The sequence below is a fragment of the Peribacillus sp. NPDC097224 genome (assembly GCF_044761985.1).
In the GTDB taxonomy this organism is placed as follows: Bacteria; Bacillota; Bacilli; order Bacillales; family DSM-1321; genus Peribacillus.
This window is the reverse complement of record NZ_JBIWDK010000001.1, coordinates 231,000-248,188: the sequence shown is the minus strand read 5'-3', so window position 1 is coordinate 248,188 and position 17,189 is coordinate 231,000. Positions and strand designations below refer to the sequence as shown.

Annotated in this window: 13 protein-coding genes; 1 reads left to right on the top strand and 12 read right to left on the bottom strand. The window is 40.8% G+C overall.

Annotated elements, in window-relative coordinates:
- Positions 1 to 5: 5 nt before the first annotated feature.
- From lpdA to ACIQXR_RS01265, 3 genes are all read right to left on the bottom strand, one after another.
- On the bottom strand, positions 6 to 1,427 hold the full coding sequence (gene lpdA / locus ACIQXR_RS01275) for a dihydrolipoyl dehydrogenase (RefSeq protein ID WP_402869383.1): 1,422 nt from the start codon (positions 1,425 to 1,427) through the stop codon (positions 6 to 8).
- Positions 1,428 to 1,496: 69 nt separating this feature from the next.
- Positions 1,497 to 2,594: a branched-chain amino acid dehydrogenase gene (gene bcd / locus ACIQXR_RS01270; protein ID WP_403079333.1), complete on the bottom strand. Its 1,098-nt coding sequence runs from the start codon at positions 2,592 to 2,594 to the stop codon at positions 1,497 to 1,499.
- A 385-nt stretch (positions 2,595 to 2,979) separates the two neighbouring features.
- Positions 2,980 to 5,046 carry a sigma 54-interacting transcriptional regulator gene (locus tag ACIQXR_RS01265; protein ID WP_403079332.1) on the bottom strand — a complete coding sequence of 689 codons (2,067 nt, stop codon included), beginning with the start codon at positions 5,044 to 5,046 and terminating at the stop codon, positions 2,980 to 2,982.
- Positions 5,047 to 5,219: 173 nt separating this feature from the next.
- Here ACIQXR_RS01265 and ACIQXR_RS01260 point away from each other — a divergent pair, with 173 nt between their 5' ends.
- Complete coding sequence (locus tag ACIQXR_RS01260; RefSeq protein WP_402869389.1) at positions 5,220 to 5,456, top strand: DUF2627 domain-containing protein; 237 nt, start codon at positions 5,220 to 5,222, stop codon at positions 5,454 to 5,456.
- 45 nt (positions 5,457 to 5,501) lie between these two features.
- Here the strand turns inward: ACIQXR_RS01260 and ACIQXR_RS01255 are convergent, their stop codons facing one another.
- The 9 genes from ACIQXR_RS01255 to ACIQXR_RS01215 form a co-directional block, all read right to left on the bottom strand.
- The gene (locus tag ACIQXR_RS01255) at positions 5,502 to 6,233 is read right to left on the bottom strand and encodes a glycerophosphodiester phosphodiesterase (protein WP_402869390.1); all 732 of its coding nucleotides are present in this window, start codon (positions 6,231 to 6,233) and stop codon (positions 5,502 to 5,504) included.
- A gap of 74 nt (positions 6,234 to 6,307) precedes the next feature.
- Positions 6,308 to 7,885, bottom strand: a complete 1,578-nt coding sequence (locus tag ACIQXR_RS01250) for a flagellar assembly protein A (protein WP_402869391.1) — start codon at positions 7,883 to 7,885, stop codon at positions 6,308 to 6,310.
- Positions 7,886 to 8,242: 357 nt separating this feature from the next.
- Entirely contained in the window at positions 8,243 to 9,034 is a 792-nt protein-coding gene (gene spo0A, locus ACIQXR_RS01245) for a sporulation transcription factor Spo0A (protein ID WP_402869392.1), read from the bottom strand.
- A 311-nt stretch (positions 9,035 to 9,345) separates the two neighbouring features.
- Positions 9,346 to 10,647: a SpoIVB peptidase gene (spoIVB, locus tag ACIQXR_RS01240; RefSeq protein WP_402869393.1), complete on the bottom strand. Its 1,302-nt coding sequence runs from the start codon at positions 10,645 to 10,647 to the stop codon at positions 9,346 to 9,348.
- Positions 10,648 to 10,800: 153 nt separating this feature from the next.
- A complete protein-coding gene (gene recN, locus ACIQXR_RS01235) occupies positions 10,801 to 12,516 on the bottom strand; it encodes a DNA repair protein RecN (RefSeq protein WP_403079330.1) in 1,716 nt (571 codons plus the stop codon).
- Positions 12,517 to 12,538: 22 nt separating this feature from the next.
- The gene (ahrC, locus tag ACIQXR_RS01230; RefSeq protein ID WP_402869397.1) at positions 12,539 to 12,988 is read right to left on the bottom strand and encodes a transcriptional regulator AhrC/ArgR; all 450 of its coding nucleotides are present in this window, start codon (positions 12,986 to 12,988) and stop codon (positions 12,539 to 12,541) included.
- A 335-nt stretch (positions 12,989 to 13,323) separates the two neighbouring features.
- Positions 13,324 to 14,151, bottom strand: a complete 828-nt coding sequence (locus tag ACIQXR_RS01225; RefSeq protein ID WP_402869399.1) for a TlyA family RNA methyltransferase — start codon at positions 14,149 to 14,151, stop codon at positions 13,324 to 13,326.
- A 4-nt stretch (positions 14,152 to 14,155) separates the two neighbouring features.
- Positions 14,156 to 16,048 carry a 1-deoxy-D-xylulose-5-phosphate synthase gene (gene dxs / locus ACIQXR_RS01220; protein WP_403079329.1) on the bottom strand — a complete coding sequence of 631 codons (1,893 nt, stop codon included), beginning with the start codon at positions 16,046 to 16,048 and terminating at the stop codon, positions 14,156 to 14,158.
- Between the two features lie 247 nt (positions 16,049 to 16,295).
- On the bottom strand, positions 16,296 to 17,189 hold the full coding sequence (locus tag ACIQXR_RS01215; protein WP_402869403.1) for a polyprenyl synthetase family protein: 894 nt from the start codon (positions 17,187 to 17,189) through the stop codon (positions 16,296 to 16,298).

Genomic DNA, 17,189 nt, shown 5'->3' with positions numbered 1-17,189 from the left:
CTTTTTTATGAGTGAATGGCAAGGCCATCCACTGCGAGAGCTGCCTCTCCGATTGCTTCCGAAAGACTCGGATGGGGGTGAATCGTCTTTGCCACTTCCCAAGGGGTGGCATCCAGTACCTTTGCCAGGCCAGCTTCGGAAATCATATCCGTAACATGCGGACCAATCATGTGGACACCCAGAATATCATTCGTTCTTTTATCCGAGATGATTTTGACAAATCCATCCGATTCCCCATAAACAAGGGCTTTACCGACAGCCCGGAATGGAAACTTTCCAATTTTCAATTCATATCCATCTTTTTTGGCCTGTTCCTCTGTCATGCCGACGCTTGCTGCTTCTGGACTTGAGTAGATGCATTTCGATATAAGCGAATAGTCGATCTTTTCCGGTTTTTTTCCTGCCATGTGTTCAACTGCCGTCAATCCCTCATGTGAAGCAACATGGGCCAACTGCAAACCGCCGATGCAATCTCCAATCGCGTACATATGCGTCTCTTTCGTTTGGAAAAATTCATTTGTGACAATATATCCATTTTCAATGACGATATCCGTATTATCCAAACCAATCGATTCAAGATTAGCCATTCTTCCAACGGAAACCAATAGTTTATCTGCCTCGAACTCCTCGAGTTTTCCGTTGATTTCTGCAGTGATGGACACTGATTTATCTTTTTTCAGCGTCTCTGGCAACACCTTAGCGCCTGTATGAAAAGTAATGCCTTTTTTCTTCAATAAGCGAAGCATTTCATCCGAAATTTCATGATCTTCTGTGGGAATGATTTTATCTGCATATTCTAGTACCGTTACTTCCACGCCAAAGTCATTTAACATCGAGGCCCATTCAATACCTATCACGCCTCCACCAACTATAATGATTGATTTTGGCAAGCTGTCTAGCTGAAGTGCTTCATCGGAAGAAAGGACAAGATCCCCATCAATCGATAAACCTGGTAATGATTTTGGGCGTGAACCGGTAGCAATGATGATATTTTGTGGAATCAGCATTTCATTTTCACTACCATTATTCATTTCCACGGAAATTGTTCCTGGCATTGGTGAAAAGATGGAAGGTCCAAGTATTCGGCCTATTCCTTCGTAAACGTGGATCTTACCTTGCTTCATCAAGTGCTGGACCCCTCTATAAAGCTGGTCGACCACCTTGTTTTTCCGTTCCTGGACTTTGCTGAAATCCACATTCACGTTTTCTGTGAAAATACCGAATTCCTCACTTTTGATAGCCGTTTGGTAAACCTCTGCACTTCTTAGCAAAGCTTTGGAAGGAATACAGCCTTTATGTAAACATGTCCCGCCTACCTTTTCTTTTTCAACGACTGCCGTTTTTAAACCAAGCTGTGCCGCCCTGATTGCTGCAACATACCCTCCGGTTCCTCCGCCAAGAATGACAAGATCATATTCTTCAGCCATGTTCATTCCTCCTTGTTGGAAATTCCTATGTCCATCCTGATAACACAGGAATCCAAGTTGTTTTTTAACTCATCTACGTCGGTTCAAGATATGTTTCTCGTCTCGTAAAAATTGACTTCTGGAATTTCTCATTCTTTCAATCCGCTCTTCTGCCATTCTATCAGCTGCTTTATAGGTCGGGATTTTATCCCGTTTTGCTATTTCAATGACTCTTTCAATGCTATCATAAACACCTTCAACTTTTTTCAAGGCTCTTTCCCGATTGTACCCTTTCAGTTCATCCGCAACATTTATGACACCGCCCGCATTAATGACATAATCAGGTGCATAAATGATTCCTTTTTCATGTATTTGGTCCCCATGAATCGGTTCCTTCAATTGGTTATTGGCCGCACCAGCAATCACCTTTGCCTTGATTTTACCGATCGTTCCATCATTTATGACAGCGCCCAATGCACAAGGTGCATAAATATCACAGTCCACTCCATAAATCTCATCCGGGTTTACAGCTTTGGCACCAAATGTTTCAACAGCACGATTTACACTCTCTTTATTAATATCAGTGACAATCAGTCTCGCTCCTTCTTCATTCAGGTGACGGCATAGATTATAAGCTACATTCCCTACCCCCTGAACGGCAATCACCTTTCCTTCCAAAGAATCACTTCCGAATGCTTCCTTTGCCGCTGCTTTCATGCCCCGGTACACACCATAAGCGGTGACCGGCGAAGGGTTCCCTGATGAACCGAACTCAGGTGAAATGCCTGTGACATAATCTGTTTCTTCATGGATAAGGTCCATATCTTCCACTGTGGTTCCGACATCTTCGGCAGTAATATAGCGGCCATTCAATCCCTGGATATACCTACCGAATGCCCTAAACATTTCTTCATTTTTGTCTGTACGTGGATCTCCGATAATCACGGTTTTTCCACCACCTAGATTCAAGCCTGCTGCCGCATTTTTATAAGTCATTCCTTTTGAAAGTCTTAGCGCATCTTCTATGGCTTCTTCTTCTGAAGCATATGTCCACATGCGAGTACCACCAAGGGCTGGGCCAAGTGTCGTATCATGTATCGCGATGATCGCTTTTAAACCTGATTGTTTATCTTGACAAAATAATAGCTGCTCATAGTCATATCGTTCTAAATAGTTGAAAATTTCCATAATGGAATCCCCCTCAGATGTTTTCAAAGTTGCCAAAAAAGAGAGGCTCATCCTGTATCCTCATTCTTTTCTGACATATAAAGGTTAAAGTCATATTGTTAGTTAGTGTTCTCTTGCCTATATGATAGTGCGCATTTCGCGATTTGTTACCCAAAAAATCCATATTCCATTCAATAACATGCAAATTACATGCCAACAAAATAAATATGGTGGATATATTCCTGTGAAAAGGGAGTGGGAATTGATGTAAAACGTGGAAGCAGAAGAGATATCCAATCCTATAAGTTTTTTAATTAAATACATTCCATCTGCTTATCGAAGAATAATAAACGCCAAGAACGTGCATTTTTTTGCACACTGTGCAATTATTTGCATGCATTTTTTTTCACACTCCCATTTTCTCCATTTTGTAATATAAACTTCTGACTGAAATGCCAAGCGCCTTTGCTGTAAGGGTTTTGTTCCCCTTATACGTATATATCGCCTCTTGAATAACCTTCGCTTCATACCTGTCCATTATTTCCATGAGCGTTTCTCCCGATACGTACGCTTCATTTCTTAATGATTTCTCTTGTATTAAAGGAATGTTATCTTCAATAAAGTCCGGAATGTGTTGGACATCCATGATGGTCTCGGTTAACTTCATGAAGATAATTGCTCTACCCAGGATATTTTCCAGTTCCCGAACATTACCTGGCCAATTATACATTTGCATTTTATGAATTGCTTCATCTGTAATTCCTTCGATGCTTCGCCCGTATTCCTGGTTGATCTTGTGAATCAAATGTTCTGCCAGTTCTTTTATATCTCCCTTTCGCTTCCGCAATGGGGCGATGAAAATGGGCATCCGGTTCAAACGGAAATAAAGATCTTCACGGAATGTCCCTTTTACTATGGCTTGTTCAAGGTTAATGTTGGTTGCAGCGATCACCCTGACATTAATAGGTATGGGATTGGTACCACCCACCCTTATCAGTTCTTGTTCCTGGAGAACCCGAAGTAATTTAGCCTGGATACTCGCCGGCAACTCACCGATTTCATCCAAAAATATACTTCCATGGTTGGCCTCCTCAAACAGTCCGGTTTTTCCGCCTCTTCTTGCTCCCGTAAAAGCACCCTCTTCATACCCGAATAGCTCACTTTCCAACAAAGATTCCGAAATTGCTGCGCAATTAACACGGACGAATTTATTGAACTTTCGATCACTTTCATTATGGATAGCATGGGCAAACAGTTCCTTGCCTGTTCCTGATTCACCTCTTAATAGAACGGTAGCAGGGGTTCTCGCAGACAATTTAGCCTGATCGATAGGTAACTTCATCTCTTCCGAAGTGCCAATGATATCATCAAAAGAATATTTTGCCTGAAGAGTACGGATGATTTGCCTTGCACGGTTCAATTCATGAGTTAACGATTGAATTTCAGAAACGTCATGAATGACTCCAACGCTTCCTTTCAATACTCCTTCAACAATGATTGGTGCAACATTCACAATTACTTCCTTATGTTTAGGACCAACACGCATGTTAACTCCGCGAACAGGCTTTCTAGTCTTAAGGACCTTCATATGCATGCTTTCCCCTTCATAAATATCAATGGCAGCCGGTTTGCCAATTACTTGATTTTTCGTCAATCCTGTTATCCTAGAGTAGGCTGGATTGATCAATAAACCATATCCCCGTTCGTCCACCACCGATATTGCTTCATCACTAGACTGAATGATGGCCTCAAGCATGGTCTGAATCTCTTTTAAATCCGTTATTTGTTCAGCTAGTTTTACCGCTTCCGCTTCCGTTCTTTTCTTAAACAGCGAGAATGCGCCTATCATTTCATTTTCGTGACTTACCAAGGGAATCCTGGACGTAATGAACTCCATACCCGATTTACTGATGGAAATATGTTGGTTTTCTTCTCGTTCCCTCGTCTCCATCACCCTTAATAACCCACTGGAAGGAACAAGATCGAGGATATGTCGGCCAATTACCGTTTCCCGTTTTGTATTGGTTATTCGTTCAGCATTGTGATTGAATAAGGTGACATAGCCGTCTTTATTGATCACTAACATGCCCTCACTCGCTGCATTCAATATCAAGTCCATTATGGAGGATGAATTTTCCAACTTATTAATCAGATGATTCTTCTCTTCGATGAGATTAACAAGAATATGGGCTACACTACCAGGAACCAGGATTGTTTGCTGTCCTGTCTTCTTTTTTATCTCCTTAAAAACAGCAGGGTCACCGGTTGTATCAATAATGATATCCAATTCCCTATCCATCGCACTTTCCCAATTTGATACTGTACAAATTTTTCGTGCCTTTGCAGCCAGGATCCCTTCAGCAGCCTCATTCGTATCAGCCATACAATCAATGAAAAGGGTTTTGCTTTCCAGTAGGAGCTCCAATACAGCACTGCCCCCTTTTCCTCCACCAACGATCATCACCTTTTGCATGACTTCCTCCTTCTGCGATAGTAAGTTCCCGCCTATGATATCTTTGATTTTACCATATTGATTCCAAAATGACCGTTCACACATTCCAATGATTTTCTCAATTACCCATACTTGACAAAAATATATTATCCTTTATCATTTTTTATATGGAATTTCTGGAAGGGACTTGACACATGAAACGTTTAATCGCTTTTTCCATCCTTTTTATCCCGGGAGCATTTGCCGCGTACGGAATTAAGATAATGCGGGATATGGTATTCGGCATTCTCCAACCTCCCTATCCCATGCTTTGGATCCAATTTTTAATTGGACTGCTGATAACGATAGGAGGGATAGCCTTTATCGCAGGGTTTATTCTTCACCGGGATCGTAAAAAAGACAAAGTTCAAAGTAGATTTAACAAATTTTAAACACGTCGAACAAGGGGGCATGAATCACATGGCCCCCTGTTTTTTTTACTTTTCATAATTTGCCCTTACTATTTTTGCTTTTTCCGGAAAATCAGTGATGATGGCACTGCAACCCAATTTGAATAACCGCTTCATATCTTCTTCTTTATTAACGGTATAGGGCCGAACCAGGATCCCATCGTCCATGGAAGATTGAATGATCGAGTCTGGGGCTGATCGGATACTAGGATGTATCGCACTTCCACCAATCGCACGTGCATATACCCAAGGCATATACATAAATTCCCGGTACAATGGTGCGGTTTCTATTTCTGGTGCCAACTGATGGCAAAAAACCAGACTATAATGATTAAAGGAAGAAATAATGATTCGTTCTTCCATCTCATACGCCCGGATGAGCCTAATGACCTTTGCTTCTAGTCCCGGATACATAAAAAAGGTGTTCTTCAACTCAATAATGCAAAAGAGATGGGTATGGTACAACCACTTCAACAGTCCATCAAGCGTAGGAATTCGCTCTTCACACCCTTTACCCGCATAGGATGAAGCCGCATTCAAGGTTTGCAACTCTTTTAATGTCCTGTCTTTCACAAAGCCAGAGACACCTGTGGTTCGATCAAGCTTTTCGTCGTGAATAACGACTACTTCGCCATCCTTTGAAAGCTGCACATCCATTTCAATTCCCTCCGCTCCAACACGAGCAGCCTCTCGGAAAGCCACCATCGTATTTTCAGGATGGGTTCCTGCCGATCCTCGGTGTGCGAAAATTAACGTCATAAAAACTGCCCCCCACAAAAATTTCAGTAGATCTTCAATTTTATGAAAAGGCGCAGTCGGATATTAATTTAAGATTAATCAAAATGCAAATAATTATTTTCCGCATAGAACGTTCCTTTTGTTAAGTCGTTCAATTTTTTCTCCATGCTTTTAATTTGCAGTCGAGTATCAGGAAATGCCATTTGCCCGATGGTAATTTCCCCATCCCCCTTGGATTCAAGTGTATCCATCAATGATTTACGTTTTTCATCGATTTGAAAAATCTCACCATTCAAGCGTTCAAGCTGTTCTTTGGTATGTTCATATTGATAATTTTGCGAAACATTCAATTGTCCGACGAACATTTCATAGACCTCCAGCTTTTCCTTCATTAATTCCAGCTCTTGAACCTTTGCCTTATAACGGAGTAAAGTTTCATTCAATTCCTCTTTTAAATTCATACGATTAAAGCCCTGTACATTTACGATAGTCTTCCGTTCCATTCTATTCCCGATGACGGCAGCCCTGACTTTTCCATGAGCTTCAATAACGCCCCCAATCAATTTTCCTTTCTTTTCATCTGTATAGATATTTTTTGCTTTCAGAAAACTTCCAAGCGAATAATATCCGATATGTATGCTTTCCCCTGCATGTAAATGGCTTTCATTAGCATGCTTTACGTAAATATTTCTACCTGCAGAGATTTCGGAAACCCCTTTTCCAAAAATACCACCTTTAATGAATACATCCCCCTTTTTCGAATAAATTCCTTTTACATTACTTATCCCCAGCTCACTTAAAATGGATATATCCTTGGTTGCGGTTACCGAAAAATTGTCAAGAACCGATCCTTTTATGGTAACGCTTCCTTCGAATTCGATATTACCTGTTTCGATTCCGACATCCCCCTCAATAACAAGGTGATTTCCTACACTGATTTTCCCGCCTTTGAACTCCACCACTCCATCTGTCATGGCCCTGAGAACGATTTTACCCTCACTTTCAATTGCCTCCACAGTTTTTTGGTCATATTGAAGCTTTTTATTTTTCCCCTTCTGTGCGAGAACAAAGTCCCCTGTAATGGACCTTCCCATCGTCCCTTCTGTAGGAGGGGTCTTTTCACCAAGCCACTCTCCCTTTTTTACTTCATCAAGGAAATTCATATCGTAATAATCGGCCTTTCCATCCTCCCGTATCGCAGGCTTTCTATCCGACCTTTTGTAATAGGTGACCACAGCATCCGTTCCATGAACCGGCTCAATGCCTTTAGCCACAACAATTGATTCTTTCACTTGTAACTGATTTTGCATGACATGCATTAAGATTCCTTCTGAAATATTCTCACGTTGTAGATCCTGTAAAATCATCCCCACTATTTCTGATTGGTGATTCATCAAATAATCCGCAGAACAATTAATCTTTACACTTGCTGTCAGCTTGTCTTCCGCTATCTTCCACTCCAAGAGTGGTTTTTGTTTACCCACTTTGATTTTTTCCCCGCTAGCCTGTATAAGTGCATCCTTTAAATCTTTAAAATTATCCAGTGAGATTTGTGGATATTTATTCAGGATTGGATTCATTTGCAGAATGGAAAAACCTTTTTGATAAACGGTCATATATACTATTTCTTCTTCCATTTCCAAGATGAAATATTGATTTTCTTCATAAATCACAAACTTTCCTCCTCGTGCCTACGAATATATACCTATAATTATAAGCCATAATCTCATAAAAAAATCTAAAAACATACATATTTTACTAAGTAATTTGATATTTGCAAAAATTCATCCTATATAAATCCCTATATCCAAACAAAAACGCCTTTTATTTATTGGATTCTTCAGGAATAATCCAATAAATAAAAGGCGTTTAATATAAAAAACTCATGGACTTACTCATACTTGCCTAAAAAAAGACAACTACACCTTATCAACTTAAAAGCGCCACGAGTTCTACTATATTTTATTTAGCGGCTCTAGCCTCTTTATGGTCAGTTGTTCATTAAAAACAATCCGTATCCCCTAACCCTGTCAAGAAGCTTTGTGTTCAAGACGTAGCTTATCTGCGACCATCGCAATGAATTCGGAATTCGTAGGTTTCGCCTTTGTCATGCTGACGGTATAACCAAATAAAGACGAAATCGATTCGATATTCCCACGACTCCATGCCACTTCTATGGCATGACGGATGGCACGTTCAACCCGGCTAGCCGTTGTATTATATTTTTTCGCGATATCCGGATACAGCACTTTTGTTATGGATCCCAATAACTCAATATCATTATAAACCATTGAAATGGCTTCCCTTAAATATAGATATCCCTTAATGTGTGCCGGCACTCCAATTTCGTGGATAATGCTTGTGATACTTGCATCAAGGTTTTTCGGTTTTGACTCATTTTGAGGACGGTAACTAAACTGACTATGGTTCTTTAGAACTGACTGTCCTTTGTTGCTCACTTGACGTATATGGTTGGACAAGTTCTCCATATCGAAAGGTTTCAGGATGAAATATGAAGCGCCTAAGTCCACAGCCTTCTTCGTAACATCTTCTTGACCGAATGCAGTAAGCATAATTACATTAGGCATGTTTCCCCGTTTAACTTCACGAAGTTTTTCCAATACCCCTAATCCGTCTAAATGAGGCATAATAATGTCAAGAATCAAAATATCCGGATCAACGCTTTCTAGCATCCCCATGCAATCTTGACCATTATGTGCAACACCGATTACTTCCATGTCATCTTGTGCAGAAATGTATTCTTCCAGAAGACCAACCAGCTCTCTATTATCATCTACCACGCATACCTTGATTTTTTTCACTCTTGATTTCCTCCTCAACTACAATGGTCTTTTTTCTATATGACTAAATTCTATTGTAATTGAACTTTTCGACAATGGAAACTAAATTCCTTTTATTTTCGAAAAAATAAAAGGAATTCAATATTATTCTCCGGATATCTCTTGTTTTCGACTTCGTTTGCTACCTGAAGAACTGCTTTGTCGAAAAATCTTCATTTATTTTCATTTTATCACATTTCTTTCAAAAAACCTCTTTTCCAAGATAAATCATTTTAGTTGCCATTGATATTGAACCAAGTAAAAAAAGGTATCCAGTTGGATACCTTCGATGGTTAGCTTGCTTTCTCATAATCCTCTTTGTCATATATATTGATACCGGCTTCGTTTAACATCCATTCAATATGGACTCCATATCCGCTTGTAGGATCATTGACAAATACATGGGTAACGGCACCGATTAATTTACCATTTTGTATGATTGGGCTGCCACTCATTCCTTGAACGATCCCGCCCGTTTTTTTGAGTAATTCTTTATCAGTCACTTTTAGAACCATTCCTTTAATTGCAGGAAACTTTTGTGGAATGGAGCTGACTATTTCCACATCAAAGGCTTCTACTTCTGAACCATCCACCACCGTAAGAATTTTGGCTGGCCCTTCCTTCACCTGGTGAGAAAGGGTGATGGGTAATGCCTTATCCATAACACCATTTTTGAAATCTTGATTTAGTTTCCCAAAAATCCCAAAAGGACTATTACGATTAATGTTACCTATTTTTTCTCTGTTAGCCGAAAAACGCGCCAATTTTTCTCCTGGGTCCCCATTACTCCCCTTTTCGATGGAAGTGACCATTGATTGTACAATCTGCCCATCTTTCACGACGATTGGTTTTTTTGTATCCATATCCGATATGACATGTCCCAATGCACCATACTTTTTCGTATCCGGGTGATAAAATGTCATCGTCCCGATACCCGCTGCTGAATCACGGATATACAGACCTAATTTGAAGATTCCTTCATTTTTATCTTTTAGAGGCATGAGCGAACTGTGAAGCACTTCATTATCACGATTGATCACGATCTTCAACGGTTCTCCCTTTTCACCTGCCTGCTGGACAAAAGGAGTGACGTCGCCCATCTTTTTTATTGTTTGGCCATTGATTTCCGTAATGATGTCCCCGACTTCCACTTTTGCTTTTTCACCAGGGGATTTTTTTCCTTGAGGTGTATCAACAAGATGATGACCGACCACGAGCACACCCAACGTGTTAAGTTTAACCCCTATTGACTGCCCACCGGGGATGACTTTAAAATCTTTCAGCACTCTTATATCAACCTTCTTGGCAGGTAAGCCTGCCACATCAAGCAACACCTCGTTCGTACCTGGCTTTTCGGCACCTAGTGTAATGGAGGCTTTCTCATCATGGACCGAAATTCCTTGACTTGAATCTGAAGCTTTTGCTGAAACAGGTAATGACTTGGAAATACTATAGTGACTACCCTCAAAGAGTACAAGCTGATTTGGAATTAAAAAATATTCACGAAATGGCTGGTATAACCCTAATGTTAATAGCGAAACAAGGAGAATTCCACCGATGATTCTGTTGATCCATACTAATTTCAATCCATTCACTCTCCTCGCTCTCTAAAACTTTATGGCTACCCCTTTAATTTAGCCCTCATGACAATCATTTATAACAGCTGGACAAAATAAAAGCTATCCGTTTTTGGATAGCTTTACAATGAATGCTTATGATAAATTATGATACCTTCTTACTTAGAAACATCATGAAGTGATTTTCATCTTTTTAGCAAGCTGAATCAATTCATTGGCATGCTGTTTGGTTAAATCCGTTATCTCGACACCGGATATCATCCGGCCAATTTCTCGGATTTTTTCGGTTTCTACCAGAGGCTTCACCGAAGTGTTGGTACGACCGGCCCTCACATTCTTGGCGATGAATAGATGAGTATCCGCCATCGCGGCAACCTGAGGTAAATGGGAAATGCAAAGCACTTGGGAACCCGTGGCCACTTTGTAGATTTTTTCGGCAATGGATTGAGCCACCCGGCCACTTACACCTGTGTCTACCTCATCAAAAATGATGGAGGTAATCCCTTGGTGCTTGGAGAAAATACTTTTCATCGCCAACATAATCCGGGACAACTCTCCTCCAGATGCAATCTTTGACAATGGTTTTAAAGGTTCACCAGGATTGGTGGATATATAAAATTCCATGTTATCGAGACCAGATTGATTAATCCCACGTTCTGATAGCTCATCAAAAGTATAGGCCGTTTGATGAAAATGTGGTTCGAATATGGTCTTTTCCATATATAGATCCTTTAATTCCTGATGAATGCTCTTCGTTAATTGCTGGGCGAATGTTTGTCTGAGCTCAGACAGATTTTTCGCTTCAATAATCAAATCCGCCTTTATTGATTTAAGTTCCTTTTCCAGTTTTAAGATATGACTTTCCCGATTTTGAAGCTTTTCGATTTCTTCTTCAATACCTGCACTATACTCTAAAATCTCTTCGATGCTGCGCCCATATTTTCGCTTCAATTGGTTAATTTCATTTAGGCGGCTTTCGATGAACTCCACCCGTTCCGTATCGTAATCCAAGGAATCCAATTGATCTCTAATAGTAGAAACCGCTTCCTCAAGCAGGAAATAACTATTTGAGACGGTTTCGGAGCTTTTTTTCAGTGCTTCATCCAAGTTGGCCGCTTCCTCCATATTACTCATGGCTACTGAAAGCCAATCCACGGCATGTTGCTCTCCATTTAAGGCATTATAACTTGTCTGGAGGGCCTCATGAATCTTCTCGAAATTGTTGATCCTTTTTCGTTCTTCCATCAACTCTTCATCTTCATGGAGCTTTAACTCCGCGTTTTGGATTTCATCGGACTGAAACTGGATCAAATCTAATCGATGGACCATTTGCTGTTCGTTCTGGCTCAAATTATTTAACTGCTTGGATGTCATTTCATAATTCTTATATAGCTTTTGGTATTCAGCAAGTGCGGCCGCGATTTTTTCCCCGCCAAACTGGTCCAGCAATGGAAGATGAAGTCGTTCATCCATTAATTCCTGATGTTCATGCTGACCATGAATATCGATTAATGTCCGCCCTATCTCTCGCAATATCGCGATCGTAACCAATTTTCCATTGACCCTGCATACACTTTTACCACTCAGTGAAATGTCCCTTCGCAGGATAGCCATTCCATCGTTCATATCGATGCCAAATTCTTTCGCCTTAACAAATACCGGATGGGTATCATCTTCTATTTGAAATAGGCCTTCTATCTCAGCCTTCGATTCACCATGGCGTATGAATTCTGCCGAACCACGCCCTCCAACCAATAGATGCACGGCATCAATGATAATGGATTTTCCTGCCCCAGTTTCCCCCGTTAATACCGTCAATCCTGTTTCAAAAGAAACGGACAGGCTATCAATGATCGCAAAATTCCTAATCGAAAGTTCTGTTAACAATCTAGATCACCTCTTCAAAATATTAGAGCATGTCCAAGAATTTGCCGGAAATGATCTTTGCGTCTTCTTCAGAACGGCAAATAATTAAACATGTATCATCACCGCCGATGGTTCCGAGTATTTCTTGCCAATTCAAATTATCTATCAGTGCACAAATTGCTTGGGCATTTCCTGGTAACATCTTCATGACTAGCAAATTATTTGCAGCGTCAATGCGAACAAAAGCATCAACCAGCATTCTTTTTAATTTCTGTAATGGATTAAAACGTTGGTCAGCCGGTAAGCTGTATTTATACCTGCCGTCAGATAACGGTATCTTTACAAGGTGAAGTTCCTTAATGTCTCTTGAAACAGTTGCTTGTGTAACGTTATACCCCGCATTTTTAAGTTCTTCCACTAAATCGTCCTGTGTCTCAATATCATTATTCGTAATTATTTCCCTTATTTTTATATGACGCTGTCCTTTATTCATAAGTAGAAGCACCTCTCAACTGTTGCTCATTTTAATTATCATCGTTGCCCTAACTTTAGCAAGCTGACCATATGTAATTGCTTTACTTTTCCTAATCCTCACAAACGTCCCTAACACACAAGAAAACCGTCGAAGAAAGAGGCTAATATTAATGTTAGCGGATTTTTATACAATTGTACAACTTTTTTCTCTAATATACATTTCTTATCCCTTATTTTGTACTAAAACTTTCTTTGCATACTTTTTCTAAACCTTGGTGCATGAACATGAACCATTTCAAGAAAAAAAGCTCCTTTAGCTAACCATTCAGCCAAAGGAGCCATACGAAGACTTATCTATTCTTTCTTAAATTGGGCATGGGCTTCCCCAACGATATCATCCACCGTTTTGGATAGTAGCATATCTCCCACTTCTTTTGGGCCCTCCCAAAATAAATGGAGCAGAAATTCTATGTTGCCGTCCCCACCAGTAATAGGAGAGAAGGAAGCATCTTTAATATCGTATCCTTCCATTTGTGCAAAGGAAATAATCTTGTTCAACACTTCTTTATGAATTTTAGGCTCACGGACAATCCCTTTTTTGCCAACTTGACCCTTCCCCGCTTCAAATTGAGGTTTTACAAGTGCCACGACGTCGCTTTTTGGAACAAGCAAGGTTTTTAACACAGGTAAAATCAAAGTGAGCGAGATGAAAGATACATCAATGCTTGCAAAGTTAGGCATCTGTCCATCTAAATCAGCAGGTGTGACATAGCGGAAATTAGTCCGTTCCATGACCTTAACCCGCTCATCTTGTCTTAGCTTCCATGCAAGTTGATTATAGCCAACATCAAGAGCATAAGACATGATGGCGCCATTCTGTAAAGCACAATCGGTAAAGCCCCCAGTGGATGAGCCGATATCCAGAAGGATCTTTCCATCGACGTGTAAATCAAATTCTTTCAATGCCTTCTCAAGTTTCAGACCACCTCTTGATACATAAGGCATCACTTTCCCTTTTATCGTCAATTCAAGATCAACCGGCACTTTTTCCCCTGGTTTTTCATATCTTTCTTCATTTGCATAGACAAGCCCAGCCATCACCATACGCTTTGCTTTTTCACGCGTTTCGGCCAATCCTTGTTCTACTAATAAAACATCTAATCTTTCTTTCGCTACTTTCATATTGTCAGGCCCTTTTTTCTTTTTTTGGCGTTATCATTTTAATCTTTTTCTTAACCGTATCCGTTGTTAGGCCGATTTCTTCCAGTAACTCGTCCACACTACCGTGTTCAACGAAGTAATCTGGTATGCCCATTCGGTCAATGATTGCCCCGTAGAACCCTTGGTCATGTGCATATTCAAGTACTGAACTACCGAATCCACCTTGAAGAATGGCTTCTTCAATTGTCAATATTGGCATTTTCTCGCCAAGTAAGCTGCTAAGCATCTTTTCATCAAGAGGCTTTATGAAACGAGCATTGATAACCTTTACAGAGTAGTCCTCTTTTTCAAGTTGGGCTGCTGCTTCAAGAGCCATCGGAATAGTTGTCCCAAATGTTAAAATGGCAACGTCCGATCCTTCTTTCAATACTTCCCATGAACCAATCGGGATTTGTTGTAATTCTGTATCCATGACGACTCCCTGTCCATTTCCGCGCGGAAAACGCATGGCTATGGGACCATCATCATAATTAATGGCTGTATTGACCATATGCTGACCTTCATTTTCATCTTTAGGCATCATCAATACCATATTAGGAACATGGCGTAGGAACGCGATATCGAACACACCTTGATGCGTTTCCCCATCAGAACCGACAAGACCGGCACGGTCAATGCCAATAAAGACATTCAAGTTTTGACGGCAGATATCATGTACCACCTGATCATACGCTCTTTGCAAGAAGGTTGAGTAAATCGCCAAAAACGGTTTCATTTTCTGGGTTGCCAACCCGGCTGCGAAAGTAGCGGCATGCTGCTCAGCAATTCCAACATCATAAAAACGCTCAGGAAATTCATTCGCAAAACCGACTAACTTCGATCCAACGGGCATCGCAGGTGTTATCGCGACGATACGTTCGTCATTTCGTGCAAGCTTGCGTACCGTTTCACTTACTAACGCACTCCAAGCCGGCCCTTTACTAGGTGATTTAACGAAGTCACCCGTTTCAATTTTGTATGGGCCTGTTCCATGCCAATTGCCTGTCGTATCAAGCTCAGCAGGTGAGTACCCTTTTCCTTTTTTGGTAATTACATGCAACAGGACAGGACCCTTAGTTTTCTTGGCAAATCTCAAGTTATCTAACAGTTCTTCATAATTATGGCCATCTACTGGTCCAAGATAGGTAAAACCTAACTCCTCGAAAAACATGCCGGACACCAACAGGTATTTCATACTGTCTTTCAAGCGTTCGGCCGTTGCTGCTAGTTTGCCACCGACTGCGGGAATCTTTTTCAAGAACATTTCCAACTCGTCTTTTGCCCAGTTGTATTTTCCTGCTGTCCTTAATCTTCCCAGTATCGAGTGCAAGGCGCCTACATTAGGGGCAATGGACATTTCATTATCATTCAATATAACGATCATGTCCTTTTTCTCATCACCGATATGATTCAAGGCTTCAAGAGCCATTCCACCTGTAAGGGCGCCATCCCCTATCACTGGTAGGATAAAACTCTTTTCTCCTTTGATATCACGGGCTGCAGCCATTCCCATGGCAGCGGAAAGAGAGGTCGAGCTATGTCCCGTTTCCCAAACATCATGAGGGCTTTCAATCATTTTTGGAAAACCACAAAGCCCTTTGTATTTCTTTAACGTATTAAACTCTCCGGCTCTTCCTGTTAAGATTTTATGAACATAAGATTGATGACCTACATCCCATAAAATTTTATCATTCGGACTATCAAATTCTTTATGAAGCGCGATTGTCAACTCGACCACGCCTAAATTGGGACCGATATGCCCACCAGTTACCGATAATTTCTCCACGAGGAATTTACGAATATCCACACTTAATTCGACAAGCTCTTCATTATTCATTTTCTTCAAAAATGAAGGGTCTTTTATAGATAGAAGATCCAAACAGGACCACTCACTTTCTGTCATTTCCGGTTGTAAGCATAATCAGAGCCTCAAAAGCGACTATTATAGAAGGCTTGACCGAAAAATTCTTTTTAAGTTAAAAAATAGCCGCCAACACCCAGGTGATTTCGGCGGCTTTATATACCAATTTTATCACGTATCGTCATTTATGAATTCATTTTATGTTGCATAAATTTTCACAATGAGTATACCATAAAACTTTGTTTGATAACAAATTTGGTAATGCTCAATGATCTCGATTCGCTATTAGATCCGTTAATTCATTCAATAGGCCCGTTTGTAATTTCGTTTCCGCTAAGGAAGCATGCGCCAATTGGATATGATGATTCAATTTGTCCTTGGCTCCCTGTAGCGTCAGCAGGGAAGGATAGGTGCTTTTGTGGTTCGCCGCGTCACTGCCGACAGGCTTACCAATAAGCTCGACCGAACCTTCAATATCCAGGATATCATCCCGGATTTGAAAAGCAAGTCCCAAGTGATAAGCAAAATCGCGGAGATGCTGACGTTGATTGGCATCGGCTCCAGCTAAGATGGCACCTGAAAGGATACTTGCCGCCAATAGTTTCCCCGTTTTATGTTCATGAATATACTCCATTTCACTAAGGGTCAGCTGCTTTTCTTCGCCTTCCATATCTGCTACTTGTCCTCCAACCATTCCTTCTGCACCGGCGGATTTTGCAATTTCAGTTACTAAATCCAACTTCATCTCCGCACTCACTTCGGGATCAGACATTTCAGCCACCAATTGGAAGCTATATGTAAGTAAGGCATCACCCGCGAGTACGGCCACCGCTTCACCGAAAACTTTATGATTCGTCGGTTTTCCGCGTCGGAGATCATCATCATCCATCGCTGGCAGGTCATCATGAATCAAAGAATACGTATGAATCATTTCAATTGCCGCTGCAGCCGGAATCCCCAACCTCAAATCTTTTCCGAATGCCGACAATACCGAGAAGACCAATAAAGGACGGATGCGTTTTCCGCCTGCCTCCAAGGAATAGGCCATAGCTTCTTTGACGCTTTCTGGAGCGTTCAATTTCTTCACATATTCAACGACTTCTTTCTCTATTAACGCTTTATACTCTTTCGAAAAAGTTTCGAACGTTGCCGTACTCAT